The 22,855-nt window shown below is 67.6% G+C and carries 22 protein-coding genes and 2 tRNA genes; 2 read left to right on the top strand and 22 right to left on the bottom strand.

Annotation, left to right across the window (positions count from 1 at the left end; all coding sequences use genetic code 11):
* Positions 1–88 precede the first annotated feature (88 nt).
* From ACEN9N_RS11235 to ACEN9N_RS11195, 9 genes are all read right to left on the bottom strand, one after another.
* The gene (locus tag ACEN9N_RS11235; RefSeq protein ID WP_495656084.1) at positions 89–982 is read right to left on the bottom strand and encodes a CsgG/HfaB family protein; all 894 of its coding nucleotides are present in this window, start codon (positions 980–982) and stop codon (positions 89–91) included.
* Between the two features lie 176 nt (positions 983–1,158).
* Positions 1,159–1,560 carry a GreA/GreB family elongation factor gene (locus tag ACEN9N_RS11230; RefSeq protein ID WP_413316453.1) on the bottom strand — a complete coding sequence of 134 codons (402 nt, stop codon included), beginning with the start codon at positions 1,558–1,560 and terminating at the stop codon, positions 1,159–1,161.
* A 391-nt stretch (positions 1,561–1,951) separates the two neighbouring features.
* A tRNA-Asn gene (locus ACEN9N_RS11225) sits at positions 1,952–2,027 on the bottom strand.
* A 152-nt stretch (positions 2,028–2,179) separates the two neighbouring features.
* Positions 2,180–2,255 (bottom strand) — tRNA-Asn (locus tag ACEN9N_RS11220).
* A 50-nt stretch (positions 2,256–2,305) separates the two neighbouring features.
* Positions 2,306–4,453: a TonB-dependent siderophore receptor gene (locus ACEN9N_RS11215; RefSeq protein ID WP_495656083.1), complete on the bottom strand. Its 2,148-nt coding sequence runs from the start codon at positions 4,451–4,453 to the stop codon at positions 2,306–2,308.
* A 5-nt stretch (positions 4,454–4,458) separates the two neighbouring features.
* Positions 4,459–5,394 carry a thiamine phosphate synthase gene (locus ACEN9N_RS11210; protein ID WP_495656082.1) on the bottom strand — a complete coding sequence of 312 codons (936 nt, stop codon included), beginning with the start codon at positions 5,392–5,394 and terminating at the stop codon, positions 4,459–4,461.
* Positions 5,391–6,200, bottom strand: a complete 810-nt coding sequence (locus ACEN9N_RS11205; RefSeq protein WP_007839284.1) for a thiazole synthase — start codon at positions 6,198–6,200, stop codon at positions 5,391–5,393. The genes ACEN9N_RS11210 and ACEN9N_RS11205 overlap by 4 nt, the downstream gene beginning before the upstream one ends.
* A gap of 18 nt (positions 6,201–6,218) precedes the next feature.
* The gene (thiS, locus tag ACEN9N_RS11200; protein WP_007839285.1) at positions 6,219–6,422 is read right to left on the bottom strand and encodes a sulfur carrier protein ThiS; all 204 of its coding nucleotides are present in this window, start codon (positions 6,420–6,422) and stop codon (positions 6,219–6,221) included.
* A complete protein-coding gene (locus ACEN9N_RS11195; protein WP_495656081.1) occupies positions 6,419–7,510 on the bottom strand; it encodes an FAD-dependent oxidoreductase in 1,092 nt (363 codons plus the stop codon). The genes thiS and ACEN9N_RS11195 overlap by 4 nt, the downstream gene beginning before the upstream one ends.
* Positions 7,511–7,644: 134 nt before the next feature.
* Between ACEN9N_RS11195 and thiD the strand changes: the two genes are divergently transcribed.
* Entirely contained in the window at positions 7,645–8,493 is an 849-nt protein-coding gene (thiD, locus tag ACEN9N_RS11190; RefSeq protein WP_413311554.1) for a bifunctional hydroxymethylpyrimidine kinase/phosphomethylpyrimidine kinase, read from the top strand.
* On the opposite strand, the gene ACEN9N_RS11185 is transcribed toward thiD, so the two are convergent.
* Complete coding sequence (locus ACEN9N_RS11185) at positions 8,438–9,775, bottom strand: purine-cytosine permease family protein (protein WP_495656080.1); 1,338 nt, start codon at positions 9,773–9,775, stop codon at positions 8,438–8,440. The two genes, thiD and ACEN9N_RS11185, sit on opposite strands and share 56 nt — an antisense overlap.
* Before the next feature lie 365 nt (positions 9,776–10,140).
* The gene (locus ACEN9N_RS11180; RefSeq protein ID WP_495656079.1) at positions 10,141–10,875 is read right to left on the bottom strand and encodes a TetR/AcrR family transcriptional regulator; all 735 of its coding nucleotides are present in this window, start codon (positions 10,873–10,875) and stop codon (positions 10,141–10,143) included.
* 113 nt (positions 10,876–10,988) lie between these two features.
* On the opposite strand from ACEN9N_RS11180, the gene ACEN9N_RS11175 reads away from it, so the two are divergent.
* Positions 10,989–12,293: an aspartate aminotransferase family protein gene (locus ACEN9N_RS11175; protein WP_495656078.1), complete on the top strand. Its 1,305-nt coding sequence runs from the start codon at positions 10,989–10,991 to the stop codon at positions 12,291–12,293.
* Here the strand turns inward: ACEN9N_RS11175 and ACEN9N_RS11170 are convergent.
* The 11 genes from ACEN9N_RS11170 to gsiC all read right to left on the bottom strand — a co-directional run bounded on the left by ACEN9N_RS11170 (position 12,253) and on the right by gsiC (position 22,855).
* A complete protein-coding gene (locus ACEN9N_RS11170) occupies positions 12,253–13,350 on the bottom strand; it encodes an NAD(P)/FAD-dependent oxidoreductase (protein ID WP_413311558.1) in 1,098 nt (365 codons plus the stop codon). The two genes, ACEN9N_RS11175 and ACEN9N_RS11170, sit on opposite strands and share 41 nt — an antisense overlap.
* Positions 13,308–13,637: a ferredoxin FdxA gene (gene fdxA / locus ACEN9N_RS11165; protein WP_007839295.1), complete on the bottom strand. Its 330-nt coding sequence runs from the start codon at positions 13,635–13,637 to the stop codon at positions 13,308–13,310. The genes ACEN9N_RS11170 and fdxA overlap by 43 nt, the downstream gene beginning before the upstream one ends.
* 41 nt (positions 13,638–13,678) lie before the next feature.
* Entirely contained in the window at positions 13,679–15,019 is a 1,341-nt protein-coding gene (locus tag ACEN9N_RS11160) for a sulfate adenylyltransferase subunit 1 (RefSeq protein WP_413311560.1), read from the bottom strand.
* Positions 15,019–15,972 carry a sulfate adenylyltransferase subunit CysD gene (gene cysD, locus ACEN9N_RS11155; RefSeq protein ID WP_007839298.1) on the bottom strand — a complete coding sequence of 318 codons (954 nt, stop codon included), beginning with the start codon at positions 15,970–15,972 and terminating at the stop codon, positions 15,019–15,021. Before cysD ends, ACEN9N_RS11160 begins: the two co-directional genes overlap by 1 nt.
* Before the next feature lie 43 nt (positions 15,973–16,015).
* On the bottom strand, positions 16,016–16,636 hold the full coding sequence (locus ACEN9N_RS11150) for a phosphoadenosine phosphosulfate reductase domain-containing protein (RefSeq protein ID WP_007839299.1): 621 nt from the start codon (positions 16,634–16,636) through the stop codon (positions 16,016–16,018).
* Positions 16,637–16,656: 20 nt separating this feature from the next.
* Positions 16,657–17,052 (bottom strand): DUF934 domain-containing protein, encoded by a 396-nt coding sequence (locus ACEN9N_RS11145; RefSeq protein WP_056518187.1) that lies wholly within the window; start codon positions 17,050–17,052, stop codon positions 16,657–16,659.
* Positions 17,049–18,827: a nitrite/sulfite reductase gene (locus tag ACEN9N_RS11140; RefSeq protein ID WP_007839304.1), complete on the bottom strand. Its 1,779-nt coding sequence runs from the start codon at positions 18,825–18,827 to the stop codon at positions 17,049–17,051. Before ACEN9N_RS11140 ends, ACEN9N_RS11145 begins: the two co-directional genes overlap by 4 nt.
* Positions 18,828–19,095: 268 nt before the next feature.
* Positions 19,096–19,914, bottom strand: a complete 819-nt coding sequence (locus tag ACEN9N_RS11135; RefSeq protein ID WP_495656077.1) for a M55 family metallopeptidase — start codon at positions 19,912–19,914, stop codon at positions 19,096–19,098.
* Between the two features lie 16 nt (positions 19,915–19,930).
* Positions 19,931–20,989: a P1 family peptidase gene (locus ACEN9N_RS11130; RefSeq protein ID WP_007839306.1), complete on the bottom strand. Its 1,059-nt coding sequence runs from the start codon at positions 20,987–20,989 to the stop codon at positions 19,931–19,933.
* A 14-nt stretch (positions 20,990–21,003) separates the two neighbouring features.
* The gene (gene gsiD, locus ACEN9N_RS11125) at positions 21,004–21,924 is read right to left on the bottom strand and encodes a glutathione ABC transporter permease GsiD (RefSeq protein WP_413311567.1); all 921 of its coding nucleotides are present in this window, start codon (positions 21,922–21,924) and stop codon (positions 21,004–21,006) included.
* A gap of 10 nt (positions 21,925–21,934) precedes the next feature.
* Positions 21,935–22,855: a glutathione ABC transporter permease GsiC gene (gsiC, locus tag ACEN9N_RS11120; RefSeq protein ID WP_007839308.1), complete on the bottom strand. Its 921-nt coding sequence runs from the start codon at positions 22,853–22,855 to the stop codon at positions 21,935–21,937.

Genomic DNA, 22,855 nt, shown 5'->3' with positions numbered 1-22,855 from the left:
TGGGGCTGCCCGTCCAACAACAACTGGTTCGAGTCGCCGGCCGAGACGCGCTACCTCTGAGCGAGGCGGATGGGCCGGCGATGCGCCCCTACTTGCGGCGGCGCTGCGCAGCAGCCGCTTCTGGCGCGGAGGTCTGCGACGGCGCCGCACCGCCATCCACGCCCAACCGGCCGCCGCCGCCGAGCCCTTGGCCGCGCACCGTCTGCGCCTTGTAGTTGCGCAGCGAACGCACCATCTGGTTGAAGGCGTCCATGAAGGCTGCGGCAATCACCTTGCCCTGCGCGGTGTTGGTATAGCCGCCGAGGCCGCCGCCCGCGCTGCGGCCGGCCAGCGCGCCGAAGGCGCCGAAATCGGTCTTGGAGGCGCTGCCTTCGGAGGCCGCGACCTGCACGCCCGAGCGGTTGTCGATCAGTGTCAGCAGGGCGCTGGCTTCCTTGGTCTGCATGTTGCCGCCGATGGCCGCCAGTGCGCGGCCACGGCCGCCACCCACCAGCCCGCCCAGCGCCCCGCCGATGCCGCCCGCGTCGCTGTTGCTGAACACGATCTCGGGCGACAGGCCGTAGTCGGAGGCCACCATTTGCCCACGACCGAAGTTGCTGCCGCCGCGCATTTCACCCGATTGCATCAGCGCGCGCTCGCGCGTCATCGCGTTCATGCCAGCCGCGCCGCGCTCGACCACGATGAAGCAGTTCGATTGCTGCACCAGCAGGCGCAGCAGGTTGGCCGTGGACGGCAGGCGGTATTCGCCGGTAAGGATGGTGTACCAGCCTGCATTCACGTTCTCGATCAGTGACACCGTGCCGAGCGGTGAATCGCAGCGCTCGAGCTGGCTGCTTTCGCCGGCGGTGGCGCTGCCTGCGGCGCTGCCGGTGGCCATGGTCTTGGCCGACTGGCTGCCCATCTGCATATCCATGGTCTGGCAACCTGAAAGGGCCAGCAGGCCGGTGAGTGCGCTTGCGAGAGAGAGTTTGAAAAAAGCCATGTTCGATCTGTCGAGTGAGAAGAAGGATGCTGCGCCCGTGGCAGGCGTCACTCGTCAGGACCGAAGTTGGAATTGCCATGGCCTGTACGGCCTCCCGATTCGACGCGCCGCCGGCGGCCGCGCGACGATACGACCCCGGCACTACGGCGCGCCAGTGCCGAAAGTCACGAGCGATCTCAGCGCGTGTAGTCGCCGCTGGCCTCCGGCTGGAACAGCACCGCGACCACGTGCGCGGCGCCTTCCGCGCCATTGGGCATCTGCCAGCGGGCAAGCGTGCCCGTCTTCATGCCCAGCAGGCCGATGCCGACGGGCGACAGCACCGAGACGAAGCCTGCGCCCGGCTGCGCGTCACCGGGGTAGCAGAGGGTGATCTTCTGGCGCTGCCGCGTCACGGGGTCTTCGACCTCCACCTGGGAGTTCATCGTCACGATGTCCTCCGGGACCTCGCGCGAGGGCAGCACGTCCGCCGCATCGAGGAGTTCGGCGAGTACGGGCGGAAGCTGGTGGCCCGTCAGTTTGCCGAGGCGGACGAAGTCGAGTTCAGTGAGCGTGCGCTCCCCGTGAATGGTTGCAAGCATGAAGCACTCCAGTTGATTGCGGCGCCGTTCTGGATGGAAGAACGAACGGCGTCGCTGCCGCGCGGCGGGTGCCCGGCGGTCAATGGTTCGCGCATCAGGAAGGAGGGTAGCGGACCGCCGGGCTCAGGAAAGTGCGCGGGTGCGTCGCAAGATCGCCGTGGTCGCCGCAAGGGCAGCACACGTGCGGCGGCCAGCCACTGCCTGGGGCAGGGCTGCGCGTGCAGGGTGTTTGCGGAACACGGACAAGGGGACCATGCGCCCGAGTGTAGGACGTGCCGCGAGGCCATCAAGCAATGGCCTCACCTGCCTTGCCGTTAAGCATGTACCGGGCAAAGAAAAAGCCCGCTGTCCAAAAAGACAGCGGGCTTTCCAGAGGCCTTGCGGCTTGTGGTGGCTCCTCGACCTGGGCTCGAACCAGGGACCTACGGATTAACAGTCCGGCGCTCTACCGACTGAGCTATCGAGGAACAAGCCTTAAATTATATGCAATGGATTCGCCGATCTCGCCGGCCATCCCCGATTTTTTGCGTGACGCCGAGCACCCGGCGCGACAGTGCAAATGAAAATGCCCCGCTACCTTGTGAGTAGCGGGGCATCCAGAGGCCTTGCGGCTTTGTAATGGCTCCTCGACCTGGGCTCGAACCAGGGACCTACGGATTAACAGTCCGGCGCTCTACCGACTGAGCTATCGAGGAACAAGCCTTAGATTATAGCGTGATTTTTGACGGTGCTTGCCCGGCCGCGTTCAAAGCGCAACACTTACCCCGAGGCGCAGCGTGCGCGGCGCCCCGGGGAACAGGTAGACGTGGCTGAACTGATAGGGCGATTCCTTCCAGTAGCGGCGATCGAACAGGTTATCGACGGCCAGCGTCCAGCTGGTGTTCACGCCCCGTACCTTGGTGTCGTAGCGCAGCACCGCATCGACGCGGGTCCACGAAGGCAACGTGACCGAGCCGTCGGGCAACACGTTGCGGCGGCCTTCGTACGAAAGCTGCCCCGCGACTTCGAGGCCCGGCACCGATGCGACGCGGTACGCGGCCTGCGCCCGCAGCACCTCCTTGGGCACGTTGGTCGGCGACTCTCCATTGAGCGCCGGATTCGCGGTGCTCCCGCGCCGCTTGGCATCGATCACCGCGATGCTGCCGCCGATGCGCCACGGACCCTGGCTCCATTGCGCGCCGGCCTCCAGGCCGCGATGCACCGCGCGCCCGTCGTTGCGCACTTCGCAGTAGGCGCCGCACAGGTCGAGGTTGGTCATCGGCCGCGAGATGTCGAACCACGCGACCTGCCAGCTGAATGCTTCGCTGCCGCCCTTCAGGCCCAGTTCCCATTGGCGCGAGGTCAACGCGGGCAGCGCCTGCCCCGCATTGCTGTACTGCGAGATCCTGTTCGGCACGACCTGCGATTCGACGCCCTTGCCCCAGCTCGCATAGGCCAGCAGCCCCGGCTGGATGGCGTAGCTCGCCGCGATCCACGGCGTGGTCACGTCCTGCTTGTAGCCGGTCGGGCTCGAGCCATCGTTGCCGATGCTGCTGCGATCGAGCCGCGTGTGGCGCACGCCGAGCCAGGTGGTGAAGCGGTCGTTCCAGCGTATCGCGTCCTGCACCGACAGCTCGGTCGAGCGTTCGTCGCGGTTGGTCTGCGGCGTGATGGCATCGGGGCTCGGCGGCACGATGGCCGTGCCCCAGACGTTGCCGGTGCCCGCGTAGTTGTAGGCCTGGTTGTCGAAGCGGTTGCGCACGCGGCTCTGCAGCAGGCCGAAGCCGAGCTCATGCCGCACGCTGCCCGTCGTCACGTTGCCCTTGAGGTTGAGGCTGCCCGCGGTCTGCGTGCGGCGCTCGTTCTCGCTGCGGAAGTCGTAGAAGTCGAAGGTGCCGTCGGAGCAGTAGCGGTCGTAGTTGCCTTCGGCGCCGCAGCCGAAGGCGTAGGCCAGCCGGTCGTCGCTCTTCAGGCGCTGCTGGCCGATCTGCGCGCTCCAGCGCCAGTCGGCGTTCAACGCCTGGCTGAATCGCACCGTGCCCGTCAGCGCCTTGAACACCGAGGGCTGCGACCACGGTTGGTTGTTGAGGTTGATGCGCGGATCGACCGGCGCAGGCAGCGCGCTGCCCAGCAGGCTGTAGCCGTTCTGGCTCGGCTGCGTCTTGCGGCTTTGCTCGATCTCGAACTCCAGCACCGAGTCGCGCGAGATGCGCCAGTCGGCCGCGAGCGAGAACAGGTTGCGGTTGCCGTCGAGGTTGTGCGTGAGCGGCTTGAGGTTTTCGCTCGCCACGTTGATCCGATAGCCGAACTGGCGGTCCGCGCCGAAGCGCCCGCCCAGGTCGATGGCGCCGAGCGTGCTGCCGCGGCTCGTGGTCTCGATTCGCACCGTGCGCAGGTCCTGTTCGGTGGGCCGCTTCACGACGTAGTTGACCAGCCCGCCCGGCGCGCTGGTGCCGGCCTGGATGCCGCTGGTGCCGCGCAGGATCTCGACGCGCTCCTTGTTGTCGAGCGGGATCGATGTCTCCGCGCTGATCGGCAGGCCCTCGCGCCGGTAGTTGAAGCGGTTGTCGAGCACGAAGCCGCGCACCGTGAGGTAGTCCCAGTAGCCCGCGGAGTTGTAGGCGTCGGTGACCGAGGCATCGAATTGCGTGAGGTCGGCGAGCCGGCGCGCGCCGCTGTCGCGCAACTGCTTGCCGTCGATCACCGTGGCCGAGAGCGGCAACTCGCGCAGCGGCACGTCGCCGAAGCCGCTGATGTCGGCTTGCGGTGCGGCGGCGCCTTCGGTGACTGTGACTTCGCGCAACGTGCCTTGTTGCGCATGCGCGCCGAAGGCAGTGGTGAAAAGAACGACGGCCAGTGCACGCGAAACGGGCGAGAGTGGCCAGCCAGGGGAGGAGGTGAGCTTGTGGTTCATTCTGTTCAGTTGCCCGCTGTGGCGCCTATGGCCGCCATCCACTGCGCGGCCGTGGCCTCGGGGTCTTCGGCCGCGACCAGCGCGCGTACCACGGCGACGGAGCCGACGCCGGTGGCGAGCACTTCGGGCAGCCGCACGGCGTCGATGCCGCCGATGCCGACCTGCGGATAGCCGTGCAGCAGCCGTGCATAGGCGCCAAGCCGGGCCACGCCCTGCGGTGCGGTCGCCATCTTCTTGAGCGTGGTCGGGTACACCGCGCCCATGGCGATGTAGCTCGGGCTCACCCTGTCGGCGCGGACCATCTCGGCGTAGCCATGCGTGCTGACACCCAGGCGAAGACCCGAGGCGCGCAGTTGCGCCAGCTCGTCGGGCGAGAGCGCGTCGAGGTCTTCCTGGCCGAGGTGGATGCCGTAGGCGCCGGCCGCGATGGCGACCCGCCAGTGGTCGTTGATGAAGAGCAGGGCGCCGGTACCTTGCACCGCTTCGACGGCCGCCTGCACTTCGTGTTCGACGGCCGCTGCGTCACCGGACTTGAAGCGCAACTGCACCGTCGGTACGCCAGCGCGCGCCATGCGGCCGACCCATTGCGCATCGGGCAGCACGGCATACAGGCCGAGCCGTTCGGGGCAGGGCGGGAACGCGTCGCCGCGCCCGGCCGGTGGAAACGGCCGCATGCCGAAATCTTCGGGTGCGGCGGGCCACAGCACGGCGTCGAAGCTGCCCAGGCGCTGCGTCTGGGCGCGCCACGCATGGGCCAGGCATTCGGCATCGATCTCGATGAAGCCGAGAGCGGTGCAGGCCTGCTTGGCGCCGCGGTAGACGGGGTCGTCGGAAGAGAAGCTGGGCGCGGCCACGGGCGCGGAGGTGATGGCGCCAAAGCGCAACCCGTGGGCCGCGACGATGGCGTGCGCGATGGCGCGGGCGTCGGTCGCGGCGGTCATGGTGCGTGATGCCAGAAGGGCGTGCCGAGCACAGGCGTGCTGGGCTGTGCTGCGTCTTGCGCGGCCATGGCGCCGGCACGGTATGCGGTGCGGCCGGCCTGCACCGCGTCGGCGAAAGCACCGGCCATCGCGACCGGGTCCTGCGCCAGCGCAACGGCGGTGTTGAGCAGCACGCCGTCGTACCCCCACTCCATTACCTGGCAGGCATGCGAGGGCAGCCCAAGGCCCGCGTCGACCAGCATCGGCACCTTCAGGCGGTCGCGCAGCACCTGCAGCGCGTAGGGGTTGATCGGCCCGCGGCCGGTACCGATGGGCGCAGCCCAGGGCATCACGGCCTGGCAACCGACGTCGACCAGCCGCTGGCACAGCACGAGGTCTTCGGTGCAGTAGGGCAGCACCTTGAAGCCGTCGCGGATCAGCTGCGAAGCGGCATCGACGAGGTTCAGCGTGTCGGGCTGCAGCGTGTAGTCGTCGCCGATCAGCTCGAGCTTGATCCACGGCGTGTCGAACAGCTCGCGCGCCATCTGCGCGGTGGCGATCACCTCCTGCACGCTGTGGCAGCCGGCGGTGTTGGGCAGCACCGGCACCGCGAGTTTGCGCAGCAGCTCCCAGAAGCCGTTGCCGAGCTCGCTGTTGCCCGAGCCCTGGCTGGCGGTCTGGCGGCGCAGCGAGGCGGTCAGCATCGCGGGCCTTGCGCGTTTCACCGCGGCTTCGAGCAGGTCGGGCGAGGGGTAGCGCGCGGTGCCCAGCAGCAGGCGGCTCTGGAAGGTCTCGCCGTAGAGCACCAAGGGGTCGTTCGTTGTCATGTTCTTTGTCTCCATCATTCAGCCGCCGGTCACGGGGCGGATCACTTCGATGCGGTCGTCGGGTTGGAGCGTGCGCGCAGCGTATGCCGAGCGCGGCACGAACTCGCGGTTCACGGCCACCGCGAAAGGCGGCGTGGCGTTCAATGCCGCCAGAGCGTCGGTCAGACTGGCGTGGTCCGGCAGCGTGAAGGGCTTGTCGTTGATCAGGATGTTCATCGTCATGTGTCGGAGGTCTCCATGCCGAAGCTCCTTGCGAGGACCGAGTGGCCATGCGCAAGCAGTTCCATCGCGGCGTCGAGCAGGGCGGGCGCGATCATGAAACCGTGGCGGTACAGGCCGTTGATCTGCAGCACGCGCGGCTGCGGCTGGCGAATGGCGGGCAGGTTGTCGGGCAGCGTAGGGCGGCACTGCGTGGCGATCTCGACGATGCGCGCCTCGGCGAAGCCGCTGTGCACGGCATAGGCGGCGCTCAGCAGTTCGAGCGTGGAGCGAACGCTGGCGGGCGACATGTCGTCCGATTCGATCTCGGTCGCGCCGATCACGAACAGCTTGCCGGGCTTGGGTGCGATGTAGAGCGGGTAGCGCGGATGCACGAGGCGGGTGGGGCGCTTCAGGCTCACCTCGGGCGCGTGCACGCGGATCACCTCGCCACGCACGCCGCGCAGCGCGTTCCATTGGGGCTTGGCGCCGAGACCGCGGCAGTCGATCAACCAGTCGGGCTGGCCCGTCGCACCGGGCGAAAAGTCCGAGGGTGCGCGCGGCGATTGCCAGTGCAGCGTGACGCGCGGGCTGGCCTGCAGCGTGGCGAGCAACGAAGCCAGCAACGCGCGGTTGTCGAGCTGGCCTTCGCCCGGCAGGAACAGGCCCTGCGCGAAACGCTGGCCCAGTGAAGGCTCGAGCGCGGCAATCGCTTGCGCGCCGAGTGTCTGCATCGGCGCGAGCTCAGGCACCTGCGTGCCGGTGTTCGCAAGCACGCGCGCAAGCCGTGTGGCTTCGGCGGCGTCCTGCCGATGCCAGAGCACCAGTGTGCCTTCGCGCTGGAAGAACACGGGCTGAGCGAGCGAGGCAAGCAGTTCGGGCCAGCGCGACAGCGCATACTGCCCCATGCGCACGACTGACAAAGGTGCCACGGCCGATTCGGCCAACGGGGCGAGCATCGCCGCAGCCACGCGCGCGGCGGCGCCTTCGGCATCGGGACTGCCGGCTTCGAACAGATCGACCTTGCAGCCGGCCTGCGCGAGCGTCACCGCCAGCAGCCGGCCCATGAGGCCTGCGCCGAGAATGGCAGCCGATTGAAAAGGAAGGCTCATGGTCTTGCTCCTTCCCCCTCTGGGGGAAGGCTGGGATGGGGGCAGGCAGAGCCCCCAATGGATACGCCGCGTGCCCCCACCCCGGCCCTCCCCCGGAAGGGGAGGGAGAAGAAGAGTCGCCGATAATTTTCGGCATGACCCCCGCACCCACCCAGCGCTACGCACGCGTGCTCTCCATCGCCGGCTCCGACAGCGGCGGCGGCGCCGGCATCCAGGCCGACCTCAAGACCTTCGCGGCGCTCGGCTGCTACGGCATGACGGCCATCACCGCGCTCACCGCACAGAACACGCTCGGCGTCTCGGGCATCCACGGCGTGCCGCCCGATTTCCTCAAGGCGCAGATCCAGGCGGTGGTGGAAGACATCGGCGTCGATGCCGTCAAGCTCGGCATGCTGCATGCACCCGAGGTGGTCGAGGTGGTGGCCTGGGCCATCGACCGCTATCAATTGAAGAACGTGGTGCTCGACCCCGTGATGGTGGCCACCAGCGGCGACCGCCTGATCGCGGCCGAGACGGTGCAGGTGCTGGTGCGCGAACTGTTTCCGCGCGCCGTGGTCGTCACGCCCAACCTTGATGAAGCCGCCTTGCTGATCGGCCATGCCATCGATGGCGTCGATGCGCTCGACGGCGCCGCCGACGAACTGCTCGCGCTCGGTGCAAAGGCCGTGCTGCTCAAGGGCGGCCATCTGCCGGGCGAAGACGTGGTCGACGTGCTGCTGCAAACCGGCGGCGAGCGCAAGCGGCTGGCCTCCCGGCGCATTGCCAGCCGCAACCTGCATGGCACGGGGTGCACGCTGTCTTCCGCCATCGCCGCGCATCTTGCATTGGGCGCGGCGCTGCCCGAGGCGGTCGAACAGGCGCGTGCCTACATCCTCGGCGCGATGGCCGCCGGTGCGAACGTGAAGGTCGGTGCGGGTCATGGCCCCCTCAACCACGGCTTTGCGCCAGTGCCGACGCACCGTTTGCCTGTGAAGGCCGGCTGAGCCAGGCGAGAACAAAAGTCGCCGCCAGCGTGGGCAGCGCAGAGCCGAACTGCGGCGCCCACCTGGCCAGCGCGTGGTACGCCGCGATGCCCGCGATCCAGATCAGCGCCGCGCCGAAATCGATCTGCCGCGTGCCGGCCGGCGACACCGACTGGCCGCCGCCCAGCCGCCCTATGATCACGCCGTAGAGCGGCACGAACACCGAGCTCAACAGCAGCAGGAAGGGCTCCAGCGTGTGCATTGGCAGCACCAGAGCCAATGCGATGCACAGCGCGGCCAGCAGCAGGCCCCAGTGTTTCACGCTCCAACGCGGCAGCAGGCTGTGCGTGGAGACCGAGCCCGAATAGACATCGCCATACGCGTTGTCGAGTTCATCGATCAGGATCAGCCCCAGCGCCACCAGCCCGCCCTGTGCCAGCAGCAGCGCGGTGACCAGACCCGTGCCGGGCTCGGCCACGCTCACCACCATCACGCCCAGTGCGTAGCACCAGATGTTGGCGAGCGCATAGCCGATCCAGGTGCCGCTGAAGGCGCTGCCCAGGCCGCCCTTGCCGGTCGCACTGCGCCGGCCGTGCCGCGCGTAATCGGCCACCAGCGGCAGCCACGAGACCGGCATCGCGATCACCAGGTCGAGCGCGCCGAACATGCCCATCGTGCCGTCACCCGGGCGTGCCCAGAAGGCGTCCAGGCCCTTGGCCTGTAACCGCGTCGCGAATTGCCATGTGAGCCAGATCAGCGACAGCACCACCAGCGGCAGGCCGAAGCGGCTCACGAAGCGCCGCACCAGCTTGACCATCGACCCTGCAAGCAGCGCCAGCAGCACCGCGCCCCAGAGCAGCGTGGTCAGCACGCCGCCCCAGGCGGTGCCGAGCGAAGGGCCGACCACCGACTGGCCGATGGCCTGCGTGCCTTCGCGCATGACGACGAGTTCGAAAGTGGTCCAGCCCACCAGCTGCACGATGTTGAGCAGCACCGGCAGCCGCGCGAAGGCGCTGCCGTAGGTGGCGTGCATCAGGCCGGCGCTGGCTAGGCCGCTCTCGCAGCCCAGCCGCGCGGTCCAGGCCAGCAGGCCGGCGCCGACGCAGGAGCCGAGCACGATGGCAATGGCCGCGTCGCGCGTGCCCACGGCCGGCACCAGGTAGGCGCCGATCTGCATCACCAGCAGGCCCACGCCGAGGCTGAACCAGAGCGAGGCGTGGTCGTGCCAGCCGAACACGCGCTGGGATGCGGGCAGCGGCGTCAGCGCTTCGTTGGCGCCGGTAGCGGTGTCATCGTTTGCCATCCATTTGCTCCAGTGCAAAAGGTTTGGCAGGTGGGCGGGGCCCGAGCGGCGCAGCCGTCACGCGAGAGAACGTGAGAGGCCACCGGACCAGCTTCCCTGCGCGAGGATTGCCTCGAGCCCGCGTCGTCGGAAACGATGCGGACCCCCGGTGAAACCACCGGACAGGTTCAAAGGGACTTTCTCAGCCGGACGGCAAGCCGCCCAGCACCCCTAGCAATTGCACCGTGGCGAGCCGCGGCGCAGGGCGGAGTTTATCCGCTGCGGGGAAGCCCGCGACGACGGGCGTGCCATTCCAGGGGGTAAACCCGCAGAAGCGCCGGTCGCATGCCACCGCCATCGTTGAGGCGCTGCGCGAACCGCGGGGCCTACGCCGCCTCGATCCGCCGCGCGAAGGCCTCGAGCCCGTCGATGGTGATCTGGATGTGGCGCTCGAAGCTGCCGTCGAGCGGCACCGCCGTGCCGTTGTCCCATCGCACGATGAACGCCTTGTTGGCCAGCAGCGGCAGGTTGCGCGTGAGCACCGGATGGTCGAGCGGGCGGATCGTGTGCACGCGCTCGCGCAACTCCTCGGCCCAGGCCTGTGTGTTGTCGGCGGGCAGGGGCGAGAACTCCATCGTGAGGAAACCCAGCATCGCCGCGATCACGCAGTTGTAGGCCTCCAGCAGCGGCTCGCCCTCGAAGCCGGCTTCGGTCAGCGCGGCCAGCACGCCCTCGACCAACGCCATCGGCAGGCTGCCGTTCGACACCAGCTGCGCGCCCAGCAGCTGCGCCACGTTCGGATGGCGGCGCACGGCGGCGCGGCAGCGCCGGAACAGTTCGGCGATCCAGTCCTTCCAGGCCAGCTTGCCGGGCGGCGGCGCGACTTCGGCCATGACGATGGCCGCCACTTCGGCCAGCAGCGCCTCGCGCGTGCTTACGTGCCAGTGCACCGTGGCCGGGTAGACATCGAGCCGCGCCGCAACCTCTCGCATGCTGAAGGCGCCGAGGCCGAATTCGTCGATCTGCGCCAGTGCCTCCTCGGCGATGCGTTGCTTCGTCAGGCCGCCACCGCCGGCGGGGCGGCCGGCGGTGCGCGGCTTGGGTGGCGATTTCTTCGTCATGGCTGCAGCCATTGTGCTGCAGCTTGGTTGACTGTATAAACAATATTAATTGAGCATTGATCAATTAAATTCGCTGCAAGAGGCGAGAGCCTCGCCATCCGAAGGACATTGCCATGACCCATGCCGCCACCGACCGCGCCCTTGCAGGGGCGCACCAGCGCTTCACCGACAGCAACCCGGCCAGCCGCAGCCAGTTCGAGGAACAGGCGCGCTACATGCCCGGTGCCAATAGCCGCTCGGTGCTGTTCTATGCGCCGTTTCCGCTCACCATTGCCCGGGGCGAGGGCGCGGCGCTGTGGGATGCCGACGGCCACCGCTATGCCGACTTCATCGCCGAGTACACGGCAGGCGTCTATGGCCATTCGGCGCCCGAGATACGCGACGCCGTCGTCGAGGCGATGCAAAGCGGCATCAACCTTACGGGCCACAACCTGCTCGAAGGCCGGCTCGCAAGGCTCATCTGCGAGCGCTTTCCGCAGATCGAGCAGCTGCGCTTCACCAATTCGGGAACCGAAGCGAACCTGATGGCGTTGACGGCGGCTCTGCATTTCACGGGACGCCGCAAGATCGTGGTGTTCTCGGGCGGCTACCACGGCGGCGTACTGGGTTTCGGCGCCAGGCCGTTGCCGACCACCGTGCCGTTCGACTTCCTGGTGCTGCCCTACAACGACACGCAGGCAGCGCGCGAGCAGATCGAAAGGCACGGCACCGAGATCGCCGCTGTTCTGGCCGAGCCGATGCAGGGGGCGAGCGGCTGTATTCCGGGGCGTCTCGACTTCCTGCAGGCATTGCGTGAGTCGGCCACGCGCGTCGGCGCATTGCTGGTCTTCGACGAGGTGATGACCTCGCGCCTCGCGCCGCACGGACTGGCGAACAGGCTGGGCATCCGGTCGGACCTGACCACGCTGGGCAAGTACATCGGCGGCGGCATGTCCTTCGGCGCCTTCGGCGGGCGGGCCGACGTGATGGCGCCGTTCGACCCGCGCACCGGACCGCTCTCGCATTCGGGCACCTTCAACAACAACGTGATGACGATGGCGGCCGGCCATGCCGGGCTTACGAAGCTGTTCACGCCCCAGGCTGCAGCCGCGCTGGCCGGGCGCGGCGAGGCGATGCGCGCGCGGCTCAATGCGTTGTGCGCGGCGGAGGATGTGGCCATGCAGTTCACCGGCGTGGGGTCGCTGATGAACGCGCATTTCCTGCGCGGCGAGGTGCGCCGCGTGGACGACCTGGCGGCGGTCGACGGACGGCTTCGGCAGCTGCTGTTCTTCCACCTGCTGGAGCAGGGCATCTATGCCTCGCCGCGCGGCTTTGTCGTGCTGTCGCTGCCCTTGACCGATGCGGACATCGACCGCTACGTTGCCGCCATCGGCAGCTTCATCGGCGAATACCGCGCGCTGTTGCCTCGCGGGCAGTAGCCACGCCCAGCAGCTCGTGCAGCCGCGTGCTGGTGGTCGTGTACTGCAGCGGCACGGCTTTGCCCGGAAAGACGATGGCCGTGGCGCCCCAGGCCGCCAGCGTGGCTTCGTGGAAGCCGCAGACGATGAGCTTTTTCTTGCCCGGGTAGGTGTTGATGTCGCCCACCGCGAACACGCCGCGCTCGCGGGTTTCGTACTTCTCGGTGTCGACGGGCACCTGCTTGCGCTCGAGTTCCAGGCCCCAGTCGGCGATGGGGCCGAGGCGCGGCGAGATGCCCAGGCAGGCGATCAGCGCGTCGAGCGGCAGATCGACGGTCGTTGCATCAGGCGTGGTGATCTGCAGTTGCTTGCCGTCGAACGCGGTCGGTTGGCCGACCTGGAAGGCCAGCTTGCCCGCGGCCACGAGGGCTCGCATTGAGGCAACGGTGGTTTCGTCGGCCTGGAAGCCATCGCGGCGGTGGACCAGCGTGACCTGCTTCGCAACGGCCGTGAGCGCGATGGCGGTTTCGAGCGCAATGTCGTCACCGCCGTTGACCACCACGGTCTGGCCGCCAAAGCGCTCCAGCGAATCGGGGTGATAGAAAAGCGATGCGCCCTCGAATTGCGCAATGCCCTCGACGGCGATGCGCTTGGGCACGAAGGCCCCCACGCCGGCCGCGATGAACACTGTCTTGGCCAGGAAAGCGCTGCCCGCCGAGGTGGTCAGCAGCAGCCGCTCGTCGGCCTGCCTTTCGAGCGTGGCCACCTGCTCGCCGAAATGGAATTGGGGCTTGAAGGGCGCAATCTGCTCCAGCAGCGATTGCGCGAGGCCGCGGCCGCTGGTGACCGGCGTGCCGGGAATGTCGTAGATCGGCTTGTTGCCGTAGAGCGTCACGCACTGGCCGCCTGCGGCGGGCAGCGCATCGACGATGTGGCAGGAGATCTCGAGCAGGCCGAGCTGGAAGGCCTGGAACAGCCCGACCGGACCGGCGCCGATGATGAGGGCGTCGGTTTCGATCGGGGCGGCTTGCGTGCTCAGCGCACCAGCTCCCCGACCTTGTCGGTCTTGTCTTTCCACTCTTCAGCGTCAGGCAGCGCCGGCTTGCGCTTGGTGATGCTCTTCCAGCCGTCGGCCAGGGCCAGCTCGGCGTTGATCTTGATGAAGGCGATCTGGTTGGCCGGCAGATCTTCCTCGGCGTAGATCGCGTTGACCGGGCACTCGGGGATGCAGACCGCGCAGTCGATGCACTCGTCCGGATCGATCACCAGCATGTTGGGACCTTCGCGGAAGCAGTCGACGGGGCAAACGTCCACGCAGTCGGTGTATTTGCAGCGGATGCAGGCTTCGGAGACGACGTGGGTCATTTGTCTTTTAACGTCAGTTTGATCGGGGAAAACCCCTGATTTTAGGCCTTTGCGGCGGCAGGCTGCACGAGCACGGCAGCAGCGGTCTTGTGGGAGGCGGTATCGACCAGCACCAGCGAGCCCAGTGCACGCGATTGCGTGAAGGGCAGCACGGCCAGCGGCTGCTGCAGCGCGAGCACCACGTCGCCGATGGCGTTGGCTTCCAGCTGCGTTGCCGGCTCCGATTCGAGCGTCGTGATGTTCACGCGATCGACGATGCGCGCCACCTTGGCCTTGACCCAGCGGTGGCCCTGCAGCGCCCAGTACACACGGCCCGCGACCAGCGGCTCGTCGTCGAGCCAGGCCACGGTGGCCGTGATCTCGCGCACCGGCTCGAAGGCCTCGGGCGCCAGCAGCCAGTCGCCGCGCGACACGTCGACCTCGCGGTCGAGCACGATGCCGGCGCTGTGGCCCGCATGCACCGACTTCGGCTGGCGCGTATGGCTCAGCACCTGCGCGACCGTGGCGGTCTGGTTGCTCGGCAGCACGGTCACGCGCTGTCCGGGTTCCACATGGCCCGAGGCGACGCGGCCCCAGAACACGCGGCGGCCTTGCGAGGTGTCGGCGGAGGCCGAGAACTTCTCGACCCACTGCACCGGAAAGGCGAAAGGCACGGCCTCGTCCTGCGCCGTCACGGGCAGTTCCTCGAGCAGCTCCAGCAGGCTCGGACCTTCGTAGCCGACCCAGTCGGCATGGCGCGTGGCCACGTTCCAGCCCTTGAGCGCGGAGATCGGCACGATGGCCGCGACCTGCACGCCGGCCGCTTCGGCAAAAGCGTTCAGCGCGGCCGAGATGCGCTCGAAGGCGAGTCCGGCGTCGTCGATGGCGTCGAGCTTGTTGACCGCGAACACGATCGACTGAACGCGCAGCAGGTGGCACAGCAGCGAGTGGCGGCGCGTCTGCGGCAGCAGCTCGCGCTTGACGACCGTGCCGTCTTCGACCTCGGCGGCCCAGGCCAGCTTGGTCGCATCGACCAGCACCACGGCGGCGTCGGCGGCCGAGGCGGCCGTGACCATGTTGCGCGTGTACTGCTCATGGCCCGGCGCGTCGCCGATGATGAACTTGCGTTTGGCGGTCGAGAAGTAGCGGTAGGCCACGTCGATCGTGATGCCCTGTTCGCGCTCGGCCGAGAGGCCGTCGGTCAGGAGGGCGAGGTCGGTTTCGCCGCCGCGCTGCACGCCGGCGAGCTGGTCCTGCAGCACGGTCTTGCTGTCGACCAGGAGGCGGCCGATCAGCGTGCTCTTGCCGTCGTCGACCGAGCCGCAGGTGATGAAGCGCAGAGCGGTGCCGGTGTCGCCGTGAGCGGCGAGTTCTTGGGGGGAGGCTGTCGTCGTCGCGCTCATCAGAAGTAACCGTCTTTCTTGCGTTTTTCCATGGATGCTTCGGAGGTCATGTCGTCCATCCGGGTGGCGCCGCGTTCGCTCACGTCGACCGACAGTGTTTCGAGCACCACGTCGCCCGCATCGGCCGCGAGGCTCTCGACCGGGCAGGTGGTCGTGATGTCGCCCACGGTGCGGAAGCGCACGTCGCGCACCTGCACGGTTTCGCCGTCGCGCGCCGGGGTCAGCCCGGTCACCGGCACCAGCAGGCCGCGGCGCTCGACCACTTCACGCTTGTGCGTGTAGTAGATCGACGGCAGGCCGACGTGTTCGCGCTCGATGTATTGCCACACATCGAGCTCGGTCCAATTCGAGATCGGGAACACGCGGAAGTGCTCGCCGGGAGCGAGGCGCGTGTTGAACAGCGTCCACAGCTCGGGGCGCTGGTCCTTGGGCTGCCATTGGCCGAAGGAGTCGCGGTGCGAAAAGATGCGCTCCTTGGCGCGGGCCTTTTCCTCGTCGCGACGGGCGCCGCCGATCAGCGCGTCGAAGCGGAACTCCTCGATGGCTTCGAGCAGCGTCACCGACTGGTGCGCATTGCGCGATTCGCCGGGGTGCGCGAGGCGCACGGTGCCGCGCTTCATCGAGTCTTCGACGCTGCGCACGATCAGTTCGGCGCCCAGCTCCTTCGCGCGCTGGTCGCGGTAGTCGGTCACTTCGGGGAAGTTGTGGCCGGTGTCGATCATCAGCAGCGGATAGGGAATGCGGCCGGCGCCGAAGGCCTTTTCCGCGCACTTCAGCAGCACCAGCGAATCCTTGCCGCCCGAGAACAGCAGGGTGGGACGCTCGAAGGCGGCCGCGACCTCGCGCAGGATGAAGACGGTTTCTTCTTCGAGTGCATCGAGGTGCGTGTTGGACAGGCGCGCGGGAGAGTGCATGGGCGGCTGCAGCAGTTCGGTTTCGGTACGGGCGTTCATCGGAGGGGATGCTGGATGCGGTGAATCGGTGAGACCTTGGCTCTCAGTGCGCAAGATGCAATCCGCACTCGCGGTTGTCTTCGCCCTTGGTCGGGTCCACGTAATCGAAGTTGTTCGGCAGGCCATGCGCCTCGCAGTACTCGTACAGCTCCTTGGACGACCAGTGCAGCAGCGGCGCGACCTTGATGAGGCCGTCCGGATTGACGCTGACCGGGTCCATCTGCGCACGCACGGCCGTGTCGGTGGCCCGCAGCGCGGTGAACCAGACCTTGGGCGCCGTCTCGCGCAGCGCGCGGGCAAAGGGCTCGAGCTTCACTTCTTCCGTGAAGGCAGCATGGCGCGGATCGTCGAGCGCCGGCGTCGGGCCCTCCACCGCTTCGCGATGCGCACGCGAGCGGCGCGGCAGGTAGATGTGCAGGTCCAGGCCCAGTTGCTTCGTCACCTCGTCGGCAAAGCGGTAGGTGGCCTCGGTGTTGTAGCCGTTGTCCATCCAGACCACGGGAACATCCCGCTTGGCGCGCGTGACCATGTGCAGGATCACCGCCTCGAACGGGCGGAAGTTGGTGGTGACGATGGTGGGCTGCCCCAGGCCGATCGCCCAGTCCACCAGGCCCTCGGCGTTGCGGCCGAGTTCGGCGTTGATTTTGGTGAGGTCCATGCTCATGGCTGAAGGTCTCTCGGGGCTCAGGTGCCGGCCACGAAGTGCGGCGCGGTCTTCACCGCATCGCCCTGGTAGAACGCGGCGAAGCGGTCGAACTGGCGCTGCGCGTCGGAGGCGTCCACGCCTTCCTTGAGCACGGCGCTGGAAAAGCCGGTGCGTTCCATCTGCACCAGCTGGTCGATCAGCACGTCGCCGGTGGCGCGGATGTCGCCCTTGAAGCCCAGGCGGCGGCGCAGCAGGAAGGCCTGGCTGTAGGCGCGGCCGTCGGTGAACTTCGGAAAGTTCAGGTCGATGCGCTCGATGTCTTCCAGGCACACCTCGATGGCGAGCGGGTCTGCGTCGTTCGGCAACTGCAGCACTTTCGGGTCGCCGTCGTCCACATGTTCTTCGGCGGCCAGGATGTTCAGGTTCTTCTTCATGCTGCTTCCTCCACCTTGAAACGCGCACCGTTGGCCGCGGCCTTGAACGGGTCATGGCCCACACGGCGCAGCGTGTCGATGAAGTTCTCGCCGCTCTCGCGGGTGTCGCGGTACGCGGTGAGCACGGCCTCGATCACGCCCGGCACTTCTGCCGCCGAGAACGAGGGGCCGACCGCCTTGCCGGCCTGCGGCGTACCGCTGAGCGCGGAGCCGTCGGAGCCGCCGAGGGTGACCTGGTACCACTCCTTGCCGTCCTTGTCGACGCCCAGGATGCCGATGTGGCCGCTGTGGTGGTGGCCGCACGAGTTGATGCAGCCGCTGATGTGCAGGTCGATCTCGCCCAGGTCGTCGAGCTCGTCGAGGTCCTGATAGCGCTCGGTGATCGCTTCGGCGATGGGAATGGAGCGCGCATTGGCCAGCGCGCAGAAGTCGCCGCCGGGGCAGGCGATCATGTCGGTCAGCAGGTGCACGTTGGCGCTGGCAAAGCCGGCAGCGCGGGCGGCAAGCCACAGCGCATGCAGGTCTTCGGCATGCACCCAGGGCAGCACGACGTTCTGGTCGTGCGTCACGCGGGCTTCGCCGGCCGAGAAGCGGTCGGCCAATTGCGCGAGCGTGTCGAGCTGGTCGGCCGAGGCATCGCCGGGCGCCTGTTTCAGGCGCTTGAACGACAGCGTCACGGCGCGCAGCGCGGGGTTCTTGTGTGGCGCCACGTTGCGCGCCAGCCAGCGGGCGAACATGACGTCGTCGGCGGCCTGGGCGCGCAGCTCGGCGTCGGTCTTCTCGGCGCTTTGCAGCACGCGGGTGGCGAGCGTCGGCGGAACGAAGGATGCGGCCACGCGGTCGTACTCTTCCTGCGTGATGGTGTGCGGCGCGCCGTCGTGCTCGAGGATCTGCTTGTACTCGGCGTCGACGTCGTCGATGTAGCGCTGGCCCTCGGCCTTCACCAGGATCTTGATGCGCGCCTTGTAGATGTTGTCGCGGCGGCCATAGCGGTTGTACACACGAATCACCGCTTCGAGGTAATTCATGATCTGCTGCCACGGCAGGAACTCGCGCAGCACGGTGCCGATGATGGGGGTGCGGCCCATGCCGCCGCCCACCTGCACGCGGAAGCCGATTTCGCCGGCCTCGTTCTTCACGATGTGCAGGCCCACGTCGTGCCAGCCGGTCGCGGCGCGGTCTTCGGTGGCGCCGGTGATGGCGATCTTGAACTTGCGCGGCAGGAACGCGAACTCGGGGTGCAGCGTGCTCCACTGCCGCATGATTTCCGCGAACGGACGCGGATCGGCGATTTCGTCGACGGCAATGCCGGCGCGCTCGTCGCTCGTGATGTTGCGGATGCAGTTGCCGCTGGTCTGGATGCCGTGCATGTCGACCGAAGCCAGCAGGTCCATCACGTCGGCCGATTTGGCGAGCGGAATCCAGTTGTACTGGACGTTCTGGCGCGTCGAGAAATGGGCGTAGTGGGTCGGGAGCTTGTGGCTGCCGAGCAGGCCCTGCGTCTCGACGGCCTTTTTGTAGACCTCGGCTTCGGGCTCGTCGTACTCCCGGGCGATGCGGGCCAGCACGCGGATCTGGCGGCTGGAGAGCTCGCCGTAAGGCACGGCCACGCGCAGCATCGGCGCGTAGCGCTGGACATACCAGCCGTTTTGCAGCCGAAGGGGGCGGAACTCGTCCTCGTGAAGACGGCCTTTTTGCCAGCGCTCGAGCTGGTCTCGGAATTGGGCGGCTCGTTGATGAACGAACTGTCGGTCGAATTCTGTGTATTGGTACATCGTGCGTGTGTCTTGAAGTGCAGTGCGTCCATCGCCCCAGCAAGAAGCCGAGATTCTGAAAGCCGGCCTTATGGAAACAAACTATTTTTTGGTTCGCGCCTTATGCGGATAAGCTTATTCCCCAGCATCCATGCGGGTTGCGGGACGGTTGGATGCTTATTCCGGATAAGGGCGCGGGTGCCCTGCATGGGCAAGGATAAGCCCCGCGGCGAGGCCGGGATGTCCCCGGGCCTGTTTTCCTGTTCGCCCTGGAAGAGGGCGTAATGCTTTAGCGCAGCATCGATGACATGGCCGAGCAGCAATTCAGCATGCGCACCGCGGCTTCGACCGTCTCGGCGATGAAACGAAGCGTGACGCCGTCCACGCGCTCGAAAGCCGGCCACTGGCAGAACAGGTCGGCCAGCGCGGGCGACTGGGCGCGCAGCGTCACGGTCTGCGGGCCCTCGAAGACGAGCGGCTTCGCCCGGGAGCGGGCGGCCAGCGCTTCTTCCACGCCCGCGCGAATTGCTCGTCGGGATTGCTCGGGTGACAGCGATACGCCACTGTTGCACCCCGTGGCCTTCTTGGTTTCGACGAAGGTCGCGTGCGGAAAGAGCGGCCGGTTCTCGGCAATGAACACGTCGTCTCCACTGCCCATCACTACAGGCACGCCATATTCCCCGGCCAGCGCGCCGTAGAGCCCGGCTTCGCCCAACTCCTGCCCGCCGAGCGAGATGCTTGCAAAGGCAAAGCTGTTGATCGTGTGCGCCAGGATGCCGCGCCCCTGCGCGCGCGAGTGATAGCCCACCATGCAGACCGCGTCGACGCCTTCCTCGACGCCGGCCACCATGCTCAGGTAGCGCGGCTTGCCCTGCACCACGCGGGCGCGCGCGTCGAGCACGTCGGGCGGCATGTTGCGAAAGCCGCCGTGCGAGTCGTTCACCAGCACTTCGGTGGCACCCGCGTCGAAGGCACCGGCAATCGCCGCGTTGGCCTCCTGCGCCATCAACAGGCGCGCACGCTCGTACTCGGGGTTGCCCGCGCGCACTTGCTCGGAGTGATAGACGCCGGCGACGCCTTCGATGTCGGTGGAGATCAGGACTTTCATGGGCGGTGCGATCAGGTCAGGCTCGAGAAGAAAAGGTGGCCGCGGGCAGGAGTTCGCTCAGCGCGGCGCGGTGATTGCCGTCACGGCCGGTCACGGCCTCGGCGCGCCACAGCGCATGGATGATCGCCTGCTCGGTGCTGTCGGCCGCGGCCTGGAAGAGGCCGTCGAGCAGCCCGTCGTGCAGCATTGCCAGGACCGGCATCGGCCGCTCGACCTGGTCGGGCACGGTGTAGGCGGTGGAAAAAGCCAGCACGATGTCGCCGCTGCCGTGCCCGAAGACTGAGCCCGTGCGGGCCAGCCCCGCGCCCGCGCGCAGCGCGAGACGGCGCAACTGGCGCGTATCGAGCGGCGCGTCGGTGGCGACGACGATGATGATCGAGCCCTTTTCAGGCTCCTTGCATTCGGCCGAGCCTTGCGTCGCCAATCGCTCGCCGACCGCATGCCCCGCCAGCACCAGTTGCGGCTGTCGCCCATAGTTCGCCAGCACCAGTGCGCCGACGGTGTGCACCGCGCTGTCGGGGGCCGAGACGCGGCGCGATGCGCTCCCGATGCCGCCCTTGAGCTGGAAGCTCGACATGCCGCGTCCCGCGCCGACCGAGCCTTGCGCGAAGTCGACGCCGGCGTTGCCGAGCGCACGCAGGTAGTCCGACTCGGTCACAGCCAGCCGTTGGATGTCGTTGAGGAAGCCGTCGTTGCACTCGAAGACCAGCGGGTTCACCGTCGGCAGCGACCGGCCGCTCTCGGGGTTCGCCGCAACGCAATGCCGGATCTGCGCCGTGGCCACCGTGCCGACCGAGAAGGTGTTGGTCAGCGCGATTGGCGTCTCGAGCACGCCGAGTTCGGCGAGTTGCACCAGCCCCACGCTCTTGCCGAAGCCGTTGAGCACCACGGCGGCCGCGGGCACCTTGTCGCGGAACGGGTCTCCCGCGTGGGGCCGGATCACCGTCACGCCGGTCTGCACGGCACCGTCGCTGAGCGTCTGGTGACCCACGGTGACGCCCGCGACGTCGGTGATTGCATTGCGCGCGCCCTGGAGCAGATTGCCGATGAAGGGCAGGGAGGTCGTCGATGGCATGAAGAAAAAACGAGCTACTGGCGGTCGATCTTCGGATCGAGCGCGTCGCGAAGCGCATCGCCGAGCAGGTTGAAGGCGAGCACGGTGAAGAAGATGGCCAGGCTGGGGAACAGCGCCACGTGCGGCGAGGTCACCATGTCGGCGCGGGCCTCGCTGAGCATTGCGCCCCATTCGGGCGTCGGCGGCTGTGCGCCCATGCCCAGGAAGGAGAGGCTGGCCGCCGTGATGATCGACGTGCCGACGCGCATCGAGAAATACACCACGATCGAGGAGATGGTGCCCGGCAGGATGTGCCGCACGATGATGGTCCAGTCGGATGCGCCGATGCTGCGCTCGGCCTCGATGTAGGTCTGCTGCTTGAGCACCAGCGTGTTGCCGCGCACGAGCCGCGCGAACGCCGGCACGCTGAACACCGACACGGCCACCACCACGTTGGTCATGCTGCTGCCCAGGATGGCGACCACGCCGAGCGCGAGAAGAATGCCGGGGAAGGCGAACAGCACGTCGGAGATGCGCATCACGATGCGGTCCCACCAGCCTTCGTAGTAGCCGGCCAGCAGGCCGAAGGCGGTGCCGATGATGCCGCCCAGCACCACCGACAGGAAGCCCGCCATCAGCGAGATGCGCGCGCCGGCCAGGATTCGGCTGAAGATGTCGCGCCCGAGTGGATCGACGCCGAACCAGTGCGCGGCCGAGGGGCCGGTGTTGAGCATGTCGTAGTCGAAGAAGTTCTCCGGATCGAAGGGCACGATCCAGGGTGCGAACACCGCGACGAACACCAGCAGCAGCACGAACACCGCGGCGACGATGCCCACAGGTTGCTTCTTGAAGCGGCGCCAGCATTCGCCCCAGGGCGTGCGGACCTTGCCCGCGGTTTGAACCGCCACCACGGGCGGAGTGATCGATTCGGCGGTCACGCCGGTGGCTTGCGTCATGTCGGCTGCCTCACTTGTAGCGGATGGTGGGGTTGATGTAGCCGTAGAGCACGTCCACCACCAGGTTGATCAAAATGAATTCGAGCGAGAACAGCAGCACCAGCGTCTGGATCACGGGGTAGTCGCGCATCTGCACGGCATCGACCAGCAGGCGCCCGAGGCCCGGCCAGTTGAAGACGGCCTCGACCAGGATCGAGCCGCCCAGCAGGAAGCCGAACTGCAGGCCCATCATCGTGACCACCGGGATCAGCGCGTTGCGCAGCGTGTGCTTGAACACCACGCTGGATTCGTGCACGCCCTTGGCGCGCGCGGTGCGCACGAAGTCTTCCTGGATCACCTCGACGAAGGAGGCCCGCGTGAAGCGCGCCATCACGGCCGCCACGGCCGCGCCCAGCGTGATCGAGGGCAGGATGTAGTGCTTCCAGCTGCTGGCCCCCACCGTGGGCAGCCAGCCGAGCTGGACCGAGAAGATCTGCATCAGCAGCATGCCGAGTGCAAATGCGGGGAAAGAGATGCCCGACACCGCGAGCGTCATGCCCAGCCGGTCCGGCCATTTGTTGCGGTACACGGCAGACACGATGCCGATGCCCATGCCGAAGATCACCGCCCACACCATGCTGGTGATGGTCAGCATCACCGTCGGGAAGAAGCGTTCGCCGATCTCCGCCGACACCGGCCGCCGGGTGCGGATGGAGGTGCCGAAGTCGCCCTGCAGCATGTGGGAGAAGAAGTTCACGAACTGCTGCGGCAGCGGCTTGTCCAGCCCGAGCTCCGCGCGGACCATGGCCACGGTCTGCTCGTCGGCGTCCTGGCCGGCGGCGAGTCGCGCCGGGTCGCCGGGCAGCATGTGGACGAACAGGAACACCAGCACCGCCACGATGAGCAGCGTGGGGATCAGGCCCAACAGTCGTTTGAGGAAGTAATTCAGCAT

The sequence above is a fragment of the Variovorax sp. Varisp46 genome (assembly GCF_059491885.1).
Note: the sequence above shows the minus strand (reverse complement) of the source record. Positions and strands in the feature narration are given on the sequence as shown.

Excerpts from the sequence above, each read along its gene's own strand:
- ACEN9N_RS11235 (WP_495656084.1), bottom strand. The coding sequence starts at position 982 with ATGGCTTTTTTCAAACTCTCTCTCGCAAGCGCACTCACCGGCCTGCTG.
- ACEN9N_RS11230 (WP_413316453.1), bottom strand. The coding sequence starts at position 1,560 with ATGCTTGCAACCATTCACGGGGAGCGCACGCTCACTGAACTCGACTTC.
- ACEN9N_RS11215 (WP_495656083.1), bottom strand. The coding sequence starts at position 4,453 with ATGAACCACAAGCTCACCTCCTCCCCTGGCTGGCCACTCTCGCCCGTT.
- ACEN9N_RS11210 (WP_495656082.1), bottom strand. The coding sequence starts at position 5,394 with ATGACCGCCGCGACCGACGCCCGCGCCATCGCGCACGCCATCGTCGCG.
- ACEN9N_RS11205 (WP_007839284.1), bottom strand. The coding sequence starts at position 6,200 with ATGACAACGAACGACCCCTTGGTGCTCTACGGCGAGACCTTCCAGAGC.
- thiS (WP_007839285.1), bottom strand. The coding sequence starts at position 6,422 with ATGACGATGAACATCCTGATCAACGACAAGCCCTTCACGCTGCCGGAC.
- ACEN9N_RS11195 (WP_495656081.1), bottom strand. The coding sequence starts at position 7,510 with ATGAGCCTTCCTTTTCAATCGGCTGCCATTCTCGGCGCAGGCCTCATG.
- thiD (WP_413311554.1), top strand. The coding sequence starts at position 7,645 with ATGACCCCCGCACCCACCCAGCGCTACGCACGCGTGCTCTCCATCGCC.
- ACEN9N_RS11185 (WP_495656080.1), bottom strand. The coding sequence starts at position 9,775 with ATGGCAAACGATGACACCGCTACCGGCGCCAACGAAGCGCTGACGCCG.
- ACEN9N_RS11180 (WP_495656079.1), bottom strand. The coding sequence starts at position 10,875 with ATGACGAAGAAATCGCCACCCAAGCCGCGCACCGCCGGCCGCCCCGCC.
- ACEN9N_RS11175 (WP_495656078.1), top strand. The coding sequence starts at position 10,989 with ATGACCCATGCCGCCACCGACCGCGCCCTTGCAGGGGCGCACCAGCGC.
- fdxA (WP_007839295.1), bottom strand. The coding sequence starts at position 13,637 with ATGACCCACGTCGTCTCCGAAGCCTGCATCCGCTGCAAATACACCGAC.
- ACEN9N_RS11160 (WP_413311560.1), bottom strand. The coding sequence starts at position 15,019 with ATGAGCGCGACGACGACAGCCTCCCCCCAAGAACTCGCCGCTCACGGC.
- cysD (WP_007839298.1), bottom strand. The coding sequence starts at position 15,972 with ATGAACGCCCGTACCGAAACCGAACTGCTGCAGCCGCCCATGCACTCT.
- ACEN9N_RS11150 (WP_007839299.1), bottom strand. The coding sequence starts at position 16,636 with ATGAGCATGGACCTCACCAAAATCAACGCCGAACTCGGCCGCAACGCC.
- ACEN9N_RS11145 (WP_056518187.1), bottom strand. The coding sequence starts at position 17,052 with ATGAAGAAGAACCTGAACATCCTGGCCGCCGAAGAACATGTGGACGAC.
- ACEN9N_RS11140 (WP_007839304.1), bottom strand. The coding sequence starts at position 18,827 with ATGTACCAATACACAGAATTCGACCGACAGTTCGTTCATCAACGAGCC.
- ACEN9N_RS11135 (WP_495656077.1), bottom strand. The coding sequence starts at position 19,914 with ATGAAAGTCCTGATCTCCACCGACATCGAAGGCGTCGCCGGCGTCTAT.
- ACEN9N_RS11130 (WP_007839306.1), bottom strand. The coding sequence starts at position 20,989 with ATGCCATCGACGACCTCCCTGCCCTTCATCGGCAATCTGCTCCAGGGC.
- gsiD (WP_413311567.1), bottom strand. The coding sequence starts at position 21,924 with ATGACGCAAGCCACCGGCGTGACCGCCGAATCGATCACTCCGCCCGTG.
- gsiC (WP_007839308.1), bottom strand. The coding sequence starts at position 22,855 with ATGCTGAATTACTTCCTCAAACGACTGTTGGGCCTGATCCCCACGCTG.